Here is a 17,022-nt window from a genome sequence, read left to right as displayed (position 1 = left end):
GTCCGGCCGGTCGCGGCGTCGCTATCGTCGGCGCTCCCGCGAGCGGAGCGCGACATGGACACCGAACCCGCCACCCGGACGCCGGACCCCGGCCCGGAGGTCCCCGCCCGGTCGTCGGCGGGCGGGGCCGAGCCGCGCCCCCGGCGCCCGTGGACCCGGTGGCTGCCGCGGTACCCGTGGAGCGGCACCGTCGGCGCCCTCGTGTTCGGCTGCGCCTCCCTCACGCCCTCGCTGCTGCCCCGGGGCTGGCTGCTGCAGGGCCTGGTCGCCGGCATCACGGCGGCGATCGGCTACGGCGTGGGCGTGGCGATCGCCTGGTTCGTCGCCGAGGTCGCCGACCGGCGGCTGTCCGCCGCCGCCCGCCACCGCGCCTGGCAGGTGGTGGCCGTCGCCGGTCCGGTGCTCGTCGTGGTCGCGCTGTGGCTCGGGGTGCGCTGGCAGCGGCAGATCCACCGGCTGGTGGGCCTCGACCCGCCGGAGGGGTGGTCCGCCGTCGGCGTCGTCGTCGTGGCGGTGCTGGTGTTCGCGGGGCTGGTCGCCGTCGCCCGCGGCGTCCGGTGGACGGGCCGGTGGCTGGTCCGGACGCTGGGCCGGGTGCTCCCCGGCCGCATCGCGCGGCCGCTGGGCGTGGTCCTGGCCGGCGCGCTGGTGGTCTTCCTGCTCAACGGCGTCCTCTTCGGGGGGCTGGTCGAGGCGGCGAACTCGGCGTTCGGCGTCCGCGACGACGGCACCGAGGCGGGGGCGGTGCAGCCCACCGTCCCCGAGCGGTCCGGCGGCCCGGGCTCCCTGGTGGCGTGGGACTCGCTGGGCCTGCAGGGCCGCAACTTCGTCGGCACCGGCCCCACGCCGGAGGAGCTGGCCGCGTTCTCCGGCCGCCCGGCGCTCCAGCCCGTGCGCGCCTACGCCGGGCTCGCCACCGCCGAGGACGCCGCCGACCGGGCGGCGGTCGCCGTCCGCGACCTCCAGCGTGCCGGGGGCCTGGACCGGGCCGTGCTGGCCGTGGTCACCACCACGGGGACCGGGTGGGTGGACCCGGCGGCGAGCACCACGCTGGAGTACGCGTTCAACGGCGACACCGCCATGGTGGCGATGCAGTACTCCTACCTGCCCAGCTGGTTGTCCTTCCTGGTCGACCAGGCGAAGGCACGCGAGGCCGGCCGGGCGCTGTTCGACGCCGTCTACGGTGCGTGGGCTCAGCTGCCGCCGGAGGACCGGCCGCGGCTGCTCGTCTTCGGCGAGAGCCTCGGGACCTTCGGCGGGGAGGCCGCCTTCAGCGGGCTGGCCGACATCGCCAACCGCACCGACGGCGTGGTGTGGGCCGGCCCGCCGAACTTCAACGAGCTGTGGCGGGAGCTCGTGGCCGACCGGGACGCCGGTACGCCGGAGTGGCTGCCGGTCGTCGAGGACGGCCGCACCGTGCGGTTCGCCGACGAGGCCCCGGACCTCGCCGAGCCCCCCGGCCCGTGGGACCGGCCCCGGGTCGTCTACCTGCAGAACGCCTCCGACCCGATCGTGTGGTGGTCACCGCGGCTGCTGCTGAGCCGGCCCGACTGGCTGGAGGGGGAGCGGGGGCCGGACGTGTCCCCGGAGATGGTCTGGCTGCCGGTGGTCACCTTCTGGCAGGTGACGGCCGACCTGGTGTTCTCCACCGGCGTGCCGGACGGGCACGGCCACCGGTACGAGGCCGACTACGCCGACGCGTGGGCGGAGGTGGCCCAGCCGCCGGGCTGGACCGACGCGGACACCGAACGGCTGCGGCAGCTGGTCGCCGGGGGCTGACCCGCGCCCTCGGCTACCGCTCGACGTCCATGCGACGCACCAGGTCGCCGTCGAACGCGTAGACGTGACGGACGTCGCTGACGTCGAGGAGGGTGCCGGTGCGGTCGCGGACCACCTGGTGGACGGCGACCTCCACGGTGCCGTCGTCCCGCTGCGCGACCGCGGTCGGCCGGACCGAGGGGCGGATCTCGGCCCACTGGGCCTCCCAGTAGCGCCGCACGGCGTCGTGCCCGACGACCCGCCCGCCGTGCCAGCCGTCGGGCCAGTCGACGTCGGGCGCCATGGCCGCCAGCACCGTGTCGATGTCGCGCGCGTCGAACGCGGCGTAGAGCGAGCGCAGCAGGGGCTCGCGGTCGGCGGTCATGGTCGGCGGCTCCTCCGGGACGACGTCGCGGGGACGCTACCGGGCCGGCCGGCCCGCGCAGTGGGGCCGAGGCCACGACCGTCAGCCGCCGTCGGCGGCCGGTCCGCCGGACAGGTGCTGCTGCTTGGCGGCCAGCCCGCGCAGCGCCTCGGCCGCCACCTGCGCCCGGGCCGCCCCCGCGGCCGCGACCACCGCCGCCCCGACCAGACCCTCGACCAGCGGGGCGGGGGAGAGGACCACCCGCTCGCGGACGTCGGCCCCGACCAGCTCCAGCGCCGTCTCCGCCGCCAGGACGGCGCTGCCGAGGTCCATGAGGACGACGACGCCGTCCCCGCCGTCCGCGGCGGTCACCGCCGCCGCGATCGCCGTGGCGTCGGTGCCGGGGCCGCCGTCGACGTCGCCGGCGGCCACCTCGACGGCCAGGTCCCGGCCGGGCAGCACGCCGCGGGCGAGCTCGACCGCGGCGTCGGCCAGCGCCCGGCTGTGCGACACCACCACGAGGCCGACCGGCACGGCTCAGCCCCTGCCGGCCAGCGCGGTGGCGGCGGCCTGCACCAGCAGCGCGGCGGAGGCCGCCCCGGGGTCCACGTGGCCGGCGCTGCGCTCGCCGAGGTAGCTGGCCCGGCCCTTGCGGGCGACCAGCGGCGCGGTGGCGTCCCGCCCGGCGGCGGCCGCCTCCGCGGCGGCGCCGAGGGCCTCCTCCAGCGACCGGCCCGCGGCCACCGCCCCGTCGAGCGCGTCGCACGCCGGGCCGAGCGCGTCGAGCATCGTCTTGTCCCCGCGCTCGGCCCGGCCCCGCGCGACGACGCCGTCGTACCCGGCCCGCACCGCGGCGGCGACCGCCCGGCCGTCGTCCCCGTCCAGGGCGCCCGCCGCGCGGAGGAAGAAGGTGCCGTAGAGCGGGCCGCTGGCGCCGCCGACCGTCTTGATCAGCGTCATCGCGACCGTCGTGAGGACGGCGGCGGCGTCGTCCGCGGGCCGGGCCCCCAGGGCGGCGACGGCCGCGGCCGTGCCCCGGTCGAGGTTGGTGCCGTGGTCGGCGTCGCCGATCGCCGCGTCGAGCCGGGTGAGCTCGTCGCGCTGCTCGTGCACCAGCCGGGTGAACTCCCGGACCCAGGCGGCCACCGCGGCGGCGTCGACGGCGCTCATGCGCCCCAGCGCAGGGACGGGGTGCGCACGGGGGCGTCCCACAGCCGCAGCAGCTCGTCGTCGGCCTCGAGCAGGGTCACCGAGCAGCCGGCCATGTCGAGGCTGGTCATGTACGAGCCGACCAGGTTGCGCGCGACGCGCACCCCGGCCCGCTCGAGGACGGCGACCACCTCGGCGTACATGAGGTAGAGCTCGATCAGCGGGGTGCCGCCCATGCCGTTGACCAAGGCGATCACCTCGTCGCCACCGGTCATGTCCAGGTCGCCGAGCACCGGCTCGACGAGCATCTCGGCGACCTCCCGCGCCGGCGCCAGCGGGACGCGGCGGCGGCCCGGCTCGCCGTGGATCCCGATGCCGATCTCCATCTCGCCCTCGGGCAGGTCGAAGGTGGGCCGGCCGGCGGCGGGCACCGTGCAGGAGGTCAACGCCATGCCCATGCTGCGGCCGCTGGCGGCGGCCCGCCGGGCGACGTCGGCGACCTCGGCGAGCGGCCGGCCCTCCTCGGCCGCGGCGCCGGCGAGCTTCTCGACGAGGACGGTGACGCCGACGCCCCGCCGACCGGCGGTGTAGAGGCTGTCCTGGACGGCGACGTCGTCGTCGGTGACCACCGCGACGACCTCGGTGTCGGACCCGGCGGCCACCAGCTCGGCCGCCATCTCGAAGTTCATGACGTCACCGGTGTAGTTCTTCACGATGTGCAGCACCCCGGCGCCGCCGTCGACGCCCCGGGTCGCGGCCACGACCTGGTCGGGCACGGGCGAGGTGAACACCTCGCCGGCGCACGCCGCGTCGAGCATCCCCGCGCCGACGAACCCGGCGTGCATCGGCTCGTGGCCCGAGCCGCCGCCGGACACCAGGCCGACCTTGCCGCGCACGGGGGCGTCGCCCCGGAACACGACGCGCTCGCCGTGGTCGACGCGCAGGTCGGGGTGGGCCGCGGCGAGGCCCCGCAGCGCCTCGGCGACGACGTCCGCGGGGTCGTTGACGAGCTTCTGCACCGGGGCTCCTGACGTCGGCCTGCGCCGTGCCGAGGGCGCGGGATGGCAGGAGGCTAGGAAGGGCACCGGGCGCGCACAAGGCGTGCCCGGCGCGCCCGGGGCCGCGGCGCCGGGCGGTCACGCCGGGCCGGCCTCCCGCGGGGAGCGGCGCAGGAAGTCCTCGGCGATCTGGTCGAAGGTCGCCCAGCGCACGCCGTCGTGGCCGTTGACGTGCTCGATGAGCCGCTCGAGGGCCAGCAGGACCTGGGGCCGGCCGGCGACGTCGGGGTGGATGGTCATCGTGCAGACCGCGTAGTCCTGCTCGCGGTACACCCAGTCGAACTGGTCCCGCCACATCTGCTCGAGGTCGCGCGGGTTGACGAAGCCGTGGCTGTTGGGGCTGCTCTTGACGAACATCATCGGCGGCAGGTCGTCGAGGTACCAGTTCGCCGGGATCTCCACGAGGTCGGTCTCCCGGCCGCGCACGAGGGGCTTCATCCAGGTGTCGGCCGGCGCCGAGTAGTCGATCTTCGTCCAGCTGTCGCCGACCCGGACGTAGTAGGGCTCGAAGTCCCGGTGCATCAGCGAGTGGTCGTAGGTGATGCCGCGCTCGAGCAGCAGCTCGTTGGTCACCGGGCTGAACTCCCACCAGGGCGCCACGTAGCCGGTGGGCCGGCGCCCGGCCCGCCGCTCGATCAGCTCGATGCAGCGGTCGAGCACGGCCGCCTCCTGCTGCCGGGTCATCGCGATCGGGTTCTCGTGGCTGTAGCCGTGCACGCCGATCTCGTGCCCGGCGCCGACGCAGGCGTCGAACTGCTCGGGGAAGGTCTCGACGGAGTGCCCCGGCCAGAAGAAGGTCTGGGTCAGCCCGGTGCGCCGGAACAGCTCCACGATGCGGGGCACCCCGACCTCCCCGGCGAACAGGCCGCGGGAGATGTCGGCGGGGGAGTCCTCCCCACCGTAGGAACCCAGCCACCCGGCCACGGCGTCGACGTCGACGCCGAAGGCCACGAAGATCTCCTTGCTCATCCGTGCCTGCTCCTTCCGGGAGGGCCGCGCGCGGCCGGTCCGGTGCGGGCGACCTGCTCAGGGGCCGAGCCGGTCGGTGAGGACCCGCTGCGGGTCCCCGGGGTCCACGGCCAGGGCGGCGGCCAGCAGGAGCCGGGCCTGCCAGGGGCCCAGGTCCCCGGCGAAGCGGGCCCCGGCCCTGGCCAGGGCCGCCCCACCGCCGGCGTAGAGGGGCGCGACGGGGCCGGCCGGCACCCGCGAGCACACGAGGACGGGGATGCCCCGGGCCACCAGGTCGCCGGTCGCCGCGGCGATCGCCGGGGGGACGTTGCCGGCGCCGAGCGCCTCGAGCACGACGCCCGCCGCCCCGGCGGCCACCGCGGCGTGCAGCAGGGCGTCGTCCGCCCCCAGGTAGCAGGGGACGACGTCGACCCGCGGCAGCTCCGCGTCGAGGTCCAGGGGGAGGGCGGCCGGCCGAACCGGCCGGGCCAGCGGGAGGACCGACCCCTCGGCCAGCCGCAGCAGCGGGCCCCGGCCCGGCGCGGCGAAGGCGGCGCTGCGGAGGGTGTCCACCTTGCGCACCCCGCGGGCGGCGAAGGCGAGGCCGTCGAAGCAGAGCAGCACCCCGAGCCCGCGGGCCAGCGGGGAGGCCGCCACCCGGAGCGCGGCGGCGAGGTTGCCCGGGCCGTCCGGGGACGGCGCGTCGAAGGGGCGCTGGGCCCCGGTGAACACCACCGGGCGGTCGTCGTCGTGCACCAGGTCGGCGAGGAACGCCGACTCCTCCATCGTGTCGGTGCCGTGCGTGACGACGACCCCGTCGACGCCCGCCGTGAGGCGGGCGCGCACGTCGGCGACGAGGCGCCGCACGTCCGGCAGAGTCAGGGCGAAGCTGGCGATGGTCGTGAGGTCGCCGGCGGTGACGTCGACGCCCTCGGGCGCGCCCGCCGCGGCGAGCAGCCCGGCGGCGGGCACGGCCGCCGACAGGCCGTCCGCGGTGCGCCGGCTGGCGATCGTGCCGCCCGTCGCCAGCAGGTGGACCCGTCGCACGGCGCCTCCCCCCGGCCGCCGGACCGGCGAACGCGGACGGCGACCAGGTCCCAGGTGACCACGCCCGCCCCGTCGGCGCACCTCCCGGGCGGGGCGGCACGGCCGGGCGGCCCACCCCGGCGGTCCCGGGCGGGCGGCCGCGGTCGCCGCCACCGGGGAGCCGGTGCGGCCCCGCGACGTATCACCGGGGCCCGCGGTCCCCTCTGTCGTGCACCACCCCGTCCCCCGCCGGGCGGCCCGGGGAGGGGGTACCGCGATCCCGACGAGAGGTCCCGGAGGCGGGCAGTGGACGCGACAGAGCAGGCACCGCCGTCGCCGCTGCGGCGCGCCCTCGACGCGGCGCGCGAGCTGGGCCGGTCCGACGGGCGGCTCGCGGTCGAGGTCGAGCCGGTCGGGGAACCGGCCGGGGGTCCGGCCGGGGTGGGTTCGTGGTGCCACGGGCTGAGCCCTGACGACCTGGCCCGGCTGGTCTGGGGCGGGGGAGCGGGGGCCGCCCCCGCCGGGGTCCGGCTCAACGCCCCCCTCTGGTACGCGCACGGCTTCCGCGAGGCCCTGGCGAGCGCCCGCGCCGAGCGGGGCCGCCGGCGCGACGGCACGTCCGAGGTCCCTCGGGCAGCACACCGGTGAACAGGAGTCGACCATGACGACCAGCACGGATCCCGCGGCCACCCCCGCGCGCACCGACGGGGACCGCCGCCCGGCGGTCCCCGCTCCGCGCCGACCGGCCGACGACGACGACCGGGCACCCTCGGCCGGGGGCGACCGCGCGCCGTCCGCCGTCGAGTGGGTGACCTACCCCGCGGCCCGCTACGCCCTCGAGCGGCTGGCGGCCCTCCGCCGTCCCGCTGCGGACGGCGACGCGGACCGCAGCTGAGGACCGGGCGCGTGCCGGGCGGGGCCGACGCCCGGCCGCCGGCCGGTCAGGGGTCGACGGCCGCCTCGGTGGCGAGCGGTTCGACGCGGTCACCGATCCCGATCGGACCCGGCTCCTCGACGGTGGCGTACACGCCGAGGACGACCGCTCCGTTGTCCGGGAGGTGGGCGACCGGGGTGGTGAGGTCCCCGGTCCGCTCACCGCGGGAGCGGGCGACGGCCTTCAGGGTGCTGAAGTCCACGAGGCCGGTGTCGGGGCTCTCGTTGGTGACCACGCAGCGGGGGACCGGGCCGACCACCCGCACCGTGGCCCCGCCCAGCCGGACCCGCCGGCCCACCCAGGTGTCCTCCTCGTGCGGCGCGCACCCGTCCACCTCGACGAGCATGCGGAAGCGCCGGTGGTCCAGCCGTTCGCCGCCCGGCGTGACGCCGCGCAGGTGCTCCACGGTGGCCGAGGAGACGAGCGTCACCGGGTGCACGTCGACCGCGTCGCCGGGGGTGTCGACGGCGACCAGGTGGACGGGCTCGCCGACGAACTCGGTGAGGGCGGCCGACCAGGGGCCCTCCACCAGGTGCCCGGCCACCGGGCGCCCGTAGAAGTCGGTGGTGACCGGCTCGCCCAGCTCGGCCGTCGTCCCCTCCACGGGGCCGCGGCCGGGGATGTCCAGGGACAGCCGGTGCCGCCCGACGTCCCACCGCGCGGTGATCGTGACCAGCGGCCCGTGCTGCTTGCCGTTGACCAGCCGGTGCCGGGCGTCGACGAGGTGGAAGCGCCGTTCCTCCTCAACGCCGTTGCGGGTGAGCGTCAGGCCGGTCGGGGAGTGGAGGGCGGTGCCCTTGACGGGGGTCACGGAGAGGCGGGAGACGGCAGGCATGGGGCTCGCATCCGGTCGGGCGCAGGTCCGACCGAGGGTAGGCAGCCGCGGGCCGCTGCGCGCGCCGGGACCGGGCCCGGCCGGGTGCTCCGCGCTCACCGGCCGCCGAGGCGGGAGGTGAGCAGTGCGCGCGCGGCGGCGCGGGCCCGGCCGAGGGGGTCGGGGCCGGCCGACCCCGGGACGGTCGCGTTGCGCGCCTGGCCGGCGAGCGCCCCGTCGTAGAGCAGCAGCAGCTCCGCGGCCAGGTCGGCCGGGCGGGGGGCGCCGGCGTCCCGGGCGAGGTCGGCGAGCCGCCCGGTGAGCAGCGCCGTGTCGGCCGCCAGCCAGTGCCGGCCGGGGTGGGCGGGCGGCAGCTCCGCGGCGGCGGCCAGGAAGCCGCACCCCCGGCGGCTGTCCGACCGCGCCCGGAACCGCGCCACCGCGTCGAAGACCGACAGGAGGCGGTCGCGGGGGTCGCTGCGCTCGGCCAGGATCTCGTCCCACACCGCGCGCCACTGGTCGTGCCGCCGCTCCAGGTAGGCGGCCACGAGCGCATCCTTGCCGGCGAAGTGCGCGTACATGGTGGCGGGGGAGACGCCCGCCCGCCGGAGGACGGCGTCCACCCCGGTCGCGGCGATGCCCGACTCGTAGAACAGCTCGGCGGCCGCCGCGAGCAGGCGCTCGCGCGCGGGCCGGGTCGCGGCGGTGGGCGGCACGGCTTACTGTAACGCCCGTTATGGCAGAACGATCGTTACAGCAGGTCGCCGGGCCGGTCGCCGGTCGGCCGGCGGTGCTCGTGGGTGCCGGGCTCTCCGTCATCGCGGTCACCTACGGGCTGGCCCGGTACGGGTTCGGCCTCTACCTGCCGCAGTTCCGGGCCGAGTTCGGCATCTCCGCCGGCACGGCCGGCGGGCTCGCGGCCGGGGGGTACCTGGCCTACTGCGCCGCGGCCCTCCTGGCCCCGCTCCTGGTGGCGCGGGGGCGGGCGCGGGCCGCGCTGTGGGTCGCCGGGGGCAGCGCCGCGCTCGGGTCGGTGGTGGTGGCGACCGCGCCCGGGACCGCGGTGCTCGCGGTCGGTGTGCTCGTCGCCGGCAGCGGGGCCGGGGCGGCCACGCCCGCGCTCGTGGCCGCGGTCGCCGCCACGGTCCGCCCGGCGGGCGTGGCCCGCGCGCAGGGGGTGGTCAACAGCGGCACCGGCGCGGGCGTGGTGGCCGGCGGCCTGCTGGTGCTCGCCGTCCCCGGGGCCTGGCGGCCGGCCTGGCTGGGGTTCGCCGTCCTGGCGCTGGTGGTCACCCGGGTGGCCGACCGGTCCGCCCGGTGGCCCGCCGCGACCGGCGGCCCCCACCCCGCCGGTCGGCCGTGGGACGGGCTGGGCCGGGCGACGGCCGCCGCCGTCCTCGCCGGCGCGGGGTGCGCCGGCACCTGGACCTTCGGGCGCGACCTGCTGACCGCGGACGGCGGCCTGGCCCCTGCGGTCAGCGGTGCGCTGTGGTGCGTGCTCGGCGCGGCGGGGCTGGCCGGCGGGGTCAGCGGCGCCCTGGTCGAGCGGCACGGGGTGCGCCGCGCCTGGTGCGGCAGCCTGCTGGTGGCGGCCGCGGCGACCACGCTGCTCGCCCTGCGGCCCGGCGTCCCGTGGCTCGCCGGGGTCGCCCTGGGGGCCTTCGGCGGCTCCTTCGTCGCGCTCAGCGGTGTGCTGATCGCCTGGGGGGCCCGGGCGAGGCCGGACGGCGCGGCCGGCGCCGCGGCCTTCCTCTTCGTGGGGCTCACCGCCGGCCAGGCCCTCGGTGCCGTGGCCCTGGGCGGGCTGGCCGACCTCGCCGGGCTCCCGGCCGCCCTCCTTCTCGCCGCGGGGACGGTGCTGCTCGCCGCCGGCCCGGTCGCCCGCCCGTCGGGCGCGGCCCCGGCCGTGCCGGTCAGGAGGCGAGCGCCGCGCAGACCCGGCACCGGGCGGTGGTGACGACGTCGCACCAGGGCAGGGGCAGCCGCTCGAGCTGCCGTGCCGGGATCAGCTCGCACAACGAGGCGCCGTCCCCGTCGACGAGGTGGAGGCGGCCCGCAGCCCCCTCGGCGTTCACCCGGGCGACCGGGAGCGGTGTGGGACGGGGGCGGGCCGCCGCGGGTGCCCGCGGGTCGACGAGGACGGTCGGGAAGAAGGCGGGATCGGTCATCGGCGTTCCACTTCGCACCTGCCGGGGGGCGTCGCCGTGGACCGGAACGACCGGGTTCCGCCGGGGACCGGGGCGGAGGGCCGCGGGGCGGCCGGGTTCCACGTTAGTCGCCCCGACCCCGCGGGGCCACGGGACCGCCGCGCCGCCGGGCGCGGCTCAGGGCGCCAGCCCGAGGGTGACGACCGCGGTCGCGACGTCCTTCAGCGACGCGTTGCGGTCCCGCGCGTGCTTGCGCAGGACCCGGAACGCCTCGTCGACGGAGATCCCGCGGCGCTCGGCCAGCACGCCCTTGGCCTGCTCGATGACGACCCGGGACGCCAGTGCGGTCTCCAGCTGCTCGTTGAGCTCGGCCAGCCGGTCCTGCGCCTCCTGCCGCTCGGTGACGTCCCGGACGTTGCAGATCCGGCCCGCGACCGCGGGGTCGTCGAGCAGGTCGGTGACGACCATCTCGACCCGGCGCCAGGAGCCGTCGGGGCAGCGCAGCCGGCACTCGGGCGCGGAGGGTCCGCCGTGCCGGTCCGGGGCGGGCGGCCCCAGTGCGACCGCCCGGTCGTCGGGGTGCACGAGGTCCTGCACGCGCACCCCGTGGACGCTCTCCGGCGACCACCCGAACAGCCGGGTGAAGGCCGGGCTGGCGTAGGAGACGGCCCCGTCCCGGGACGTCACCAGGACGGCGTCCGACGAGCGCGCCAGCAGCGGCCGCAGCGCGTGGCCGAGGTCGGTGGACACCCCGACGATGCCGACCAGGCGACCGTCGTCGTCGCGCACGCCGACGTCGGTCACGAGCGCGGAGAACGTCGACCCGTCCTTGCGGACGACGGTGAAGCCGCCGGACCAGGGCCGGCCCCCGCGCAGCGCCCGCATGATCTCGTCGCCGTGCTCCTGCCCCGCCTCGGGGACCGTCACCTCCGCGATGTCGCGGCCCAGGATCTCCTCGGCGGTCCAGCCGTACAGCCGCTCGGCGGCGTCGTTCCACCGGACGATGCGGCCCTCGAGGTCGGTGGCGATGACCGCGTGACCCAGGGCGCGCAGCAGCCGCTCGGCGTCCGCCCAGTCGCCGACCCCCCCACCGGGGCCGGGATCCTCGTCGCGAGCCACGCGTCACCACCCGACTCCGCTCGGGGGCCGGGCTCTGCTGCCCCGAGGAGATCGTGCCGCCGCCGTCCGCAACCGGCAATTCGCCGACACCGTCCGACCCGGACCCCCGTGACCGACCGCCGCTCCGGCGTCGGGTGCCCCGAGCCGCCCGCCGTGCCGGCGCGTCAGGTCAGCGGGGAGAAGCCGGGCAGGTGCTCGCCGAGCCACGCCGTCCAGCGCGGTGCCTCCCGGGCCGCGGCTTCCGTCCCGCCCGCACCGAACAGGTGTGCCCGCACGGCGACGGTGGTGCCGCCGTGGGAGAACGCGGCCACCTCGAGGACGCCCGGGTGCGGCCGCTCGACGTGGAGGGTGACGCCGCGGGGCCCGGCATCGACCACCGTCCCCGTCGTCGGTGGCGCGCCGCCGTCGAGGTCGACCCGGTCGCCGGGGGAGGCGCCGGCGAGCCCCAGGGCGGGCAGCAGCTCGCCGGCGGCGTCGTCGGCCGACCGGCCGGTCAGCGACCCGAAGACCTCCATCGACGCCACCGGCAGCCCCGGGAAGTGGGTCAGCGCCAGCCGCAGCGTGCGCAGGGCGCCGCGCCACCCCTCGTCGGTGCCCTCCAGCTGCTCCTCCCAGCCCTCCCCGCCGGTGAAGAAGCCGCTCACCAGCCGGACGACGCACGTGCCGCCACCGCGCGACTCGACGAGCAGCTCGGTCGCCCACGGCGGGGCGTCGGGTGCGTCGGGGTCCCAGTCGCGCTCCTCGTAGGCGAAGCGGTGCGGGGGCTCCCAGGCGGTGACCACCCCCGCGGAGGTGCCGAAGGGGCCGTGGTGGGTCACGATCCGCCCGCCCTCGCGCTCCTCGACCTCGGCCGGGACGAACCAGGTCGAGATGCCGGGCCCGGTGGCGATCGCGCGCCACACCTCCTCGGGCTCGCCCGGGACCTCCGTGACGTGGGCGGAGACGCGGGCGCTCGGGTCGTCGGGGTCGTAGCGGGTCACGGCTCCTCCTCGCGGGGCGGGCCGACGGCGGCGTCGGCGGGGACGGGGTGGACGGCGAGGACGACGCGCTGCCACCGGCCCTCGGCGGCGTCCTCGTCGTGGTAGCGGGCGACGAGCCGGGTCACCGACTCCGCCAGCTGCTCGGCGAACGCCGCGCGGTCGGCCGGCGTGGCGAAGCGGACGTCGGCATCCAGGGCGAGGACCGGGAGCGCCGTGCCGGTGCGGCGGGCCCGCGCGGCCATGCCGCCGACCTCGCGCACGACCCGCCCGGCGAGCGCGAGCAGGTAGGCCGCGGAGAGGCGGTCCCGGGTGGCCGGCCGGTCGGCGGCCGCGGTGCCCAACGCCTCCGGGGAGACGAGGTAGCCGGCCGCCGTGGCCGACAGGAGCCGCTCGGTGAGACCGCCCCAGCGCCGGGTGCCGGAGGGCTCGACGAGCCCGTGCTCCTCCAGCTTGCGGAGGTGGTAGTTGACCTTCTGCCGGCTCAGGCCGACGCGCTCGGCCAGGCCGGCCGCGGAGGCCGGCGTGCGCAGCTCGGCCAGCAGCCGCGCGCGCACGGGGTCGAGGGCCGCGGCCGCGGCCGCCGGGTCGGCGATGACGTCGAGGTCCTGCACCCCTCCAGCATCATCCTGACAGGAAAAGTTGTCAACACGACGGGACGCGGGCCCCGGACGTCACGCCGGCGTGAGGCCGGCGGCGGGTTTCTCGGAGGTGCGCACGCTGTCCAGCACGGTCTGCCCCTGCTGGTCGACGAGGCGGGTGAACAGCTGCTGGGCGTACCCGAACACCAGCGCCCAGGCCAGGATCTGCGCGGACGTGTCCAGCGCGCTCAGGCCGGGCACGAACTGGCCCCGGACGAGGAGCAGGCCGAGGAACGCGGTGATCGCTCCCGTCGGCAGCTTCAGGGCAGCGAGGGCCACGGGCAGGCCGTACCGCTCGGCCGACCCCTTCAGGCGACGGATGGCCGCGGCGCTCGATATGGCAGCGGCGGTCAGCCCCACGAGCTCGACCACGATCAGGTCCAGCCGGGTGGCGGTCTCACGGAGGACGTCGTCGATGTCGCGTTCGGGGACGGCGGACTGCGGTGTCCCGCCCGACGGGGCGGTGGCTCCCGCGCCGAGAGGGACGAAGGGGCCGGACTGCGCGGTGGGGCACACGACCATCGCCACGCCGGCCTCCTGCGGCGCGAAGCACAACGGGATCAGGTCGGACCGAGGATGCCCGTGAGGGCCACGCCGATCGCCAAGAGGCTCATGAACGCGGTGGTGGCCACCACGACGTTCCGGAAGCTGCGCAACCGGACGTGTTCCCGCAGCGCTGCCGAGCTCGCCCCTCGCACGATGTTCACGATCGTGCGGCGCTCCTCGTGGACGACCTCCTCCCGCTCGGCCCGATCGGGGGCGTGCGGTTCGCCGAGCCCGGGGTGGTCCGGGTCCCTGATCCCGAGCCTGCCGGCGATCGCATCGAACTCCTGGCGTCGCGGGTCGGTCGGTGAGAGGTGGCACTGCACGTGCCTGAGCAGGCACGGCATCTGGCCGACGAGGTAGGCCGGCGGGGCGAGGTTCAGGAGGTGGGCCTCGGCAGCATCGATGTTGCTCACCGCCCGTTCGATGAGCGGACCGTTGCGGAACATGCGGAACCGCCGGCGGGGGTTGAGCTTGACGACGCGAGCCGCCTCCCTGGCCGCCTCGAGGTGGCGCCGGATCGCCGTCGCCAGGACCCGACCGTCCTGGCAGGGGGCCTGCGCCAGCACCCACGAGCAGAGGGCCTCGAGTTCCGCGGCTCGGGTGAGCGTGCCTTCCCGCCACGCCACCCACACGGGACCGCCGACCGGAGGGATGTCGACAGCGGGCGGCACGTACTCCGGCGGCGGTGCTGGTGCGCGGGTGGCCACCATCTGCTCCTCTCGACCGACTGCGGCGCCCCGCGCCGCGCGTGCCTCGGCGCGGCGGGCGCAGGAGGGCGCTGTCGTGGACGTGGTCCGACGAGCCGTGCCCCCTCTCCGGTCGGGGCCGAGGGTCCACCGGCAGCGGGTGCCGGCCATCGTCCGAGCCGGCCGTCACGGAGGCGTCACCGAGCCGTGACCGGGCGGGACGCCGGGAACGCACGTCGGTGCGGCTGCCGAGCGAGAGGTCCGCGGCGTCCCCGAACACCGGGCCGGCCGCCCCTCTCGCGGGCCGGCGTGCGCGTCCCGCGGGTGCCGGGTGACGCCTCCCCGCCGGGCCGCCGACCGGTGACCGACGGGTGGGTGGAGCCGAACGGCTCCGGTGACGCTCCCGTGACGGCTGCTCCCTAGGGTCTGCGGCGCAGTGGAGGAGGGGGCGCGGTGGCGGCACCGCGAGGTGCTCGCCGTCGAACCGGACGCCCGGCCGTCCCGCGCCGGGGTGGCGGACCGGCCGCCGGGGGGCCGGCAGCCCCGGGCCGCCGACCGACCCCGGAGCGGAGGGCGACATGAGCCAGCCCAAGGGCACGACCGTGGACACGCGGGTCACCCGGGTCGTGGACGGGGACACGCTCGTCGTCCCGCTGGGTGACCGGGAGGAGCGCCTGCGGCTGCTGTGCCTCGACACCGAGGAGTCCAACCCGGGCAGCGACAAGCCGATCACCCCGTGGGGCCGGAGGGCCAAGGAGGAGGCCGAGCGGTTCTTCCCCGCCGGGGAGCCGGTGACCCTGGAGTTCCCCGGCACCGAGGACCTCGACGTCTGCCTGCGGCGCTACCGCGACAACTTCGGCCGGCTCCTGGTGTTCGCCCACCGCGGCGACACGGACTTCCAGGAGCACATGATCCGAACCGGCTTCAGCCCGTACTTCGCCAAGTACGGCCACGCGGAGTTCGACGACCACCGGGACCGGTACGTCACGGCCGAGCGGGCGGCGCAGGCCGCGCACACCGGCGTCTGGGACCAGGTCACCGTCAACGGCTCGGAGATGCGCAACTACGCGCTGCTCGGCACGTGGTGGGCGCTGCGCGCCGCGCTGGTCGACGACTACCGCAGGCGGCGGGCGGTCGACCCGCGGCTGCTGGACACGCGGCTGGACTACGAGGAGCTGCAGCGGCTGGCCGCGGAGCGAGCGGAGGTCACGGTCTTCACCGAACTGGCCGGCTACACCCGGGTGGGCCGGCACCGGGCCGTCGTGGGCATCGGGTCCCGCGCCCAGCCGTTCGCGCTGCTCGTCCCCGACATCGAGTCCGAGCACGGGCGCGCGGTCCTGTCCCTGCTCGACGACCGCTACCTGACGGCCGACGACACCCACCCGCGACGCAGCTACGCCTACGTCAGCGGGCGCCTGCACGAGTTCCGCGGCGCCCCGGAGCTCACCGTCGGGACCGCCGCCCAGATCCGCGACCTGCCCTGACGTCGGCCACCCGCCGGGGGACGACGCGGCGGTGACGGACCCGTGACGGGCTCGGTCGTAGCGTCGCGCACCTCCGCCGGAGGAACCGTCCCCGAGGAGGGGTCATGCCCAAGCGCCTGGTGCTGTGCTGCGACGGCACGTGGAACACCGCCGACCAGGAGCGCGACGGCCGGCCGTGCCCCACCAACGTCACGAAGGTCGCCCTCGGCATCGCCGACGAGGACGGCGAGGGCGTCGAGCAGCGCGTCTGCTACCAGCCCGGTCTGGGCACGAGGCCGGGTGAGCGCCTGCGCGGGGGAGCGGTGGGCGTGGGGCTGTCCCGCAACGTCAAGGACGCCTACCGGTTCGTCGTGGAGAACTACGACCCGGGGGACGAGCTGTTCTTCTTCGGGTTCAGCCGGGGCGCGTACACCGCGCGCAGCACGGTCGGCCTGATCCACAAGTGCGGGGTCCTGCAACGGCGGCACGCCGGCCGGCTCGACCAGGCCTACGCGCTGTACCGGTCACGCGCCGTCCGCCCCTCCCACCTCGAGGCGCGGCTGTTCCGGCGCTCCTACGCCCACGGTCCGCGGGTGGGCTTCGTCGGGGTGTGGGACACGGTGGGCTCCGTCGGCATCCCGTCGGTCGGCCTGGGGCTGGCCGCGCTGGTGAACCGCCGCTGGGGGTTCCACGACACCCGGCTGAGCACGACGGTCGAGGCCGCCTGCCAGGCGCTGGCGGTCGACGAGCTGCGACGCCCGTTCGCACCCACCCTGTGGCAGCGCGACCCCGGTGCCGAGGACCAGCGCGTCGAGCAGGTCTGGTTCAGCGGGGACCACTGCGACGTCGGCGGAGGGCACCGCGACTCCGCCCTGGCCGACATCGCGCTGCTGTGGATGGTCCAGCGCGCGGAGTCCTGCGGCCTCGCCTTCCGGGAGGACGCCTTCCGGCGGCCGGGCGGCGGAGCACCGACGCGGTTCGACGGCCGCACCTTCCCGGTGGACCCCGATCCGCGCGGCCGGCTGCACGACTCCCGGCGGTGGGTCTTCCGCGTGCTGCGGCCGTACCACCGGCCGATCGGCGCGACGGACGCCGCGACCGAGGCGGCGGCGCGCAGCGCGGTCGTGCGGCGCGAGGACCCCGGGCAGCGGTACGCGCCGCGGGAGCTGGTCGGCTACCTCCGCGGGGCGCCGCGGATCACCGAGGTGCCCCTCACCTGGCCGCCCGGGAGAACCGGCGGGCGGGCGCGCCCGGTGACCGACCGGCCGGCCGGCGGCGTCCCCGGGGGCCGGCGCACTGCGGGCACCGTCGCGCCGATCCCGTGACCGGGACCCCGTCGCTGGCCCGGCCCCGCCGCGGCCCGGACCGTCGCCCCACCCCGAACGGACGGAG

Annotated in this window: 20 protein-coding genes; 6 read left to right on the top strand and 14 right to left on the bottom strand. The window is 77.4% G+C overall.

Translation table 11 applies throughout. The features are described from left to right. Positions 1 to 54 precede the first annotated feature (54 nt). Complete coding sequence (locus D0Z06_RS22705) at positions 55 to 1,779, top strand: alpha/beta hydrolase (RefSeq protein WP_117379815.1); 1,725 nt, start codon at positions 55 to 57, stop codon at positions 1,777 to 1,779. A 13-nt stretch (positions 1,780 to 1,792) separates the two neighbouring features. Here the strand turns inward: D0Z06_RS22705 and D0Z06_RS22700 are convergent, their stop codons facing one another. The 6 genes from D0Z06_RS22700 to D0Z06_RS25975 all read right to left on the bottom strand — a co-directional run bounded on the left by D0Z06_RS22700 (position 1,793) and on the right by D0Z06_RS25975 (position 6,324). Next, a complete protein-coding gene (locus tag D0Z06_RS22700) occupies positions 1,793 to 2,143 on the bottom strand; it encodes a nuclear transport factor 2 family protein (protein WP_117379814.1) in 351 nt (116 codons plus the stop codon). An 81-nt stretch (positions 2,144 to 2,224) separates the two neighbouring features. Beyond that, a complete protein-coding gene (gene dhaM / locus D0Z06_RS22695) occupies positions 2,225 to 2,656 on the bottom strand; it encodes a dihydroxyacetone kinase phosphoryl donor subunit DhaM (protein WP_117379813.1) in 432 nt (143 codons plus the stop codon). A 3-nt stretch (positions 2,657 to 2,659) separates the two neighbouring features. Then, positions 2,660 to 3,292 (bottom strand): dihydroxyacetone kinase subunit DhaL, encoded by a 633-nt coding sequence (gene dhaL / locus D0Z06_RS22690; RefSeq protein WP_117379834.1) that lies wholly within the window; start codon positions 3,290 to 3,292, stop codon positions 2,660 to 2,662. Next, positions 3,289 to 4,290, bottom strand: a complete 1,002-nt coding sequence (dhaK, locus tag D0Z06_RS22685) for a dihydroxyacetone kinase subunit DhaK (RefSeq protein ID WP_117379812.1) — start codon at positions 4,288 to 4,290, stop codon at positions 3,289 to 3,291. The genes dhaL and dhaK overlap by 4 nt, the downstream gene beginning before the upstream one ends. 117 nt (positions 4,291 to 4,407) lie before the next feature. Continuing rightward, positions 4,408 to 5,298, bottom strand: a complete 891-nt coding sequence (locus D0Z06_RS22680; protein WP_117379811.1) for a polysaccharide deacetylase family protein — start codon at positions 5,296 to 5,298, stop codon at positions 4,408 to 4,410. A 57-nt stretch (positions 5,299 to 5,355) separates the two neighbouring features. Beyond that, the gene (locus D0Z06_RS25975; protein WP_199522484.1) at positions 5,356 to 6,324 is read right to left on the bottom strand and encodes an asparaginase; all 969 of its coding nucleotides are present in this window, start codon (positions 6,322 to 6,324) and stop codon (positions 5,356 to 5,358) included. A 285-nt stretch (positions 6,325 to 6,609) separates the two neighbouring features. On the opposite strand from D0Z06_RS25975, the gene D0Z06_RS25970 reads away from it, so the two are divergent. After that, positions 6,610 to 6,951, top strand: coding sequence for a hypothetical protein (locus tag D0Z06_RS25970; RefSeq protein WP_199522483.1), 342 nt, complete (start codon positions 6,610 to 6,612; stop codon positions 6,949 to 6,951). A gap of 13 nt (positions 6,952 to 6,964) precedes the next feature. Further along, positions 6,965 to 7,198 (top strand): hypothetical protein, encoded by a 234-nt coding sequence (locus tag D0Z06_RS22670; protein ID WP_117379810.1) that lies wholly within the window; start codon positions 6,965 to 6,967, stop codon positions 7,196 to 7,198. Between the two features lie 46 nt (positions 7,199 to 7,244). Here D0Z06_RS22670 and D0Z06_RS22665 read toward each other — a convergent pair whose 3' ends face one another. Further along, positions 7,245 to 8,072 (bottom strand): MOSC domain-containing protein, encoded by an 828-nt coding sequence (locus D0Z06_RS22665; protein WP_117379809.1) that lies wholly within the window; start codon positions 8,070 to 8,072, stop codon positions 7,245 to 7,247. Positions 8,073 to 8,167: 95 nt separating this feature from the next. Then, positions 8,168 to 8,767, bottom strand: coding sequence for a TetR/AcrR family transcriptional regulator (locus tag D0Z06_RS22660; RefSeq protein WP_117379808.1), 600 nt, complete (start codon positions 8,765 to 8,767; stop codon positions 8,168 to 8,170). Between the two features lie 20 nt (positions 8,768 to 8,787). Between D0Z06_RS22660 and D0Z06_RS22655 the strand changes: the two genes are divergently transcribed. After that, positions 8,788 to 10,008 carry a YbfB/YjiJ family MFS transporter gene (locus D0Z06_RS22655; protein WP_117379807.1) on the top strand — a complete coding sequence of 407 codons (1,221 nt, stop codon included), beginning with the start codon at positions 8,788 to 8,790 and terminating at the stop codon, positions 10,006 to 10,008. Here D0Z06_RS22655 and D0Z06_RS22650 read toward each other — a convergent pair. The 6 genes from D0Z06_RS22650 to D0Z06_RS25960 form a co-directional block, all read right to left on the bottom strand. Then, a complete protein-coding gene (locus D0Z06_RS22650; RefSeq protein WP_117379806.1) occupies positions 9,965 to 10,219 on the bottom strand; it encodes a hypothetical protein in 255 nt (84 codons plus the stop codon). The two genes, D0Z06_RS22655 and D0Z06_RS22650, sit on opposite strands and share 44 nt — an antisense overlap. A gap of 156 nt (positions 10,220 to 10,375) precedes the next feature. Further along, the gene (locus tag D0Z06_RS22645) at positions 10,376 to 11,317 is read right to left on the bottom strand and encodes a PAS domain S-box protein (RefSeq protein WP_117379805.1); all 942 of its coding nucleotides are present in this window, start codon (positions 11,315 to 11,317) and stop codon (positions 10,376 to 10,378) included. A 164-nt stretch (positions 11,318 to 11,481) separates the two neighbouring features. Further along, complete coding sequence (locus tag D0Z06_RS22640; RefSeq protein ID WP_158580062.1) at positions 11,482 to 12,297, bottom strand: SRPBCC family protein; 816 nt, start codon at positions 12,295 to 12,297, stop codon at positions 11,482 to 11,484. Continuing rightward, positions 12,294 to 12,908: an ArsR/SmtB family transcription factor gene (locus D0Z06_RS22635; protein ID WP_117379803.1), complete on the bottom strand. Its 615-nt coding sequence runs from the start codon at positions 12,906 to 12,908 to the stop codon at positions 12,294 to 12,296. The genes D0Z06_RS22640 and D0Z06_RS22635 overlap by 4 nt, the downstream gene beginning before the upstream one ends. A 60-nt stretch (positions 12,909 to 12,968) precedes the next feature. Then, on the bottom strand, positions 12,969 to 13,463 hold the full coding sequence (locus D0Z06_RS25965; RefSeq protein ID WP_199522482.1) for a hypothetical protein: 495 nt from the start codon (positions 13,461 to 13,463) through the stop codon (positions 12,969 to 12,971). A gap of 32 nt (positions 13,464 to 13,495) precedes the next feature. After that, positions 13,496 to 14,191: a hypothetical protein gene (locus D0Z06_RS25960; RefSeq protein WP_199522481.1), complete on the bottom strand. Its 696-nt coding sequence runs from the start codon at positions 14,189 to 14,191 to the stop codon at positions 13,496 to 13,498. 554 nt (positions 14,192 to 14,745) lie between these two features. On the opposite strand from D0Z06_RS25960, the gene D0Z06_RS22625 reads away from it, so the two are divergent. Both D0Z06_RS22625 and D0Z06_RS27000 read left to right on the top strand, forming a co-directional pair. Then, positions 14,746 to 15,651, top strand: coding sequence for a thermonuclease family protein (locus D0Z06_RS22625; RefSeq protein WP_117379802.1), 906 nt, complete (start codon positions 14,746 to 14,748; stop codon positions 15,649 to 15,651). A 104-nt stretch (positions 15,652 to 15,755) separates the two neighbouring features. Further along, positions 15,756 to 16,955 (top strand): DUF2235 domain-containing protein, encoded by a 1,200-nt coding sequence (locus tag D0Z06_RS27000; RefSeq protein ID WP_117379801.1) that lies wholly within the window; start codon positions 15,756 to 15,758, stop codon positions 16,953 to 16,955. Positions 16,956 to 17,022: the final 67 nt, after the last annotated feature.

This window comes from Geodermatophilus marinus, from assembly GCF_003428645.1.
In the GTDB taxonomy this organism is placed as follows: Bacteria; Actinomycetota; Actinomycetes; order Mycobacteriales; family Geodermatophilaceae; genus Geodermatophilus.
The sequence above is the reverse complement of the archived record's forward strand: the minus strand, read 5'-3'. Positions and strand labels throughout refer to the sequence as shown.

Coding starts and splice junctions, on each gene's coding strand:
- D0Z06_RS22705 (WP_117379815.1), top strand. CDS start 55: ATGGACACCGAACCCGCCACCCGGACGCCGGACCCCGGCCCGGAGGTC.
- D0Z06_RS22700 (WP_117379814.1), bottom strand. CDS start 2,143: ATGACCGCCGACCGCGAGCCCCTGCTGCGCTCGCTCTACGCCGCGTTC.
- dhaL (WP_117379834.1), bottom strand. CDS start 3,292: ATGAGCGCCGTCGACGCCGCCGCGGTGGCCGCCTGGGTCCGGGAGTTC.
- D0Z06_RS22680 (WP_117379811.1), bottom strand. CDS start 5,298: ATGAGCAAGGAGATCTTCGTGGCCTTCGGCGTCGACGTCGACGCCGTG.
- D0Z06_RS22670 (WP_117379810.1), top strand. CDS start 6,965: ATGACGACCAGCACGGATCCCGCGGCCACCCCCGCGCGCACCGACGGG.
- D0Z06_RS22665 (WP_117379809.1), bottom strand. CDS start 8,072: ATGCCTGCCGTCTCCCGCCTCTCCGTGACCCCCGTCAAGGGCACCGCC.
- D0Z06_RS22655 (WP_117379807.1), top strand. CDS start 8,788: ATGGCAGAACGATCGTTACAGCAGGTCGCCGGGCCGGTCGCCGGTCGG.
- D0Z06_RS22650 (WP_117379806.1), bottom strand. CDS start 10,219: ATGACCGATCCCGCCTTCTTCCCGACCGTCCTCGTCGACCCGCGGGCA.
- D0Z06_RS25960 (WP_199522481.1), bottom strand. CDS start 14,191: ATGGTGGCCACCCGCGCACCAGCACCGCCGCCGGAGTACGTGCCGCCC.
- D0Z06_RS22625 (WP_117379802.1), top strand. CDS start 14,746: ATGAGCCAGCCCAAGGGCACGACCGTGGACACGCGGGTCACCCGGGTC.
- D0Z06_RS27000 (WP_117379801.1), top strand. CDS start 15,756: ATGCCCAAGCGCCTGGTGCTGTGCTGCGACGGCACGTGGAACACCGCC.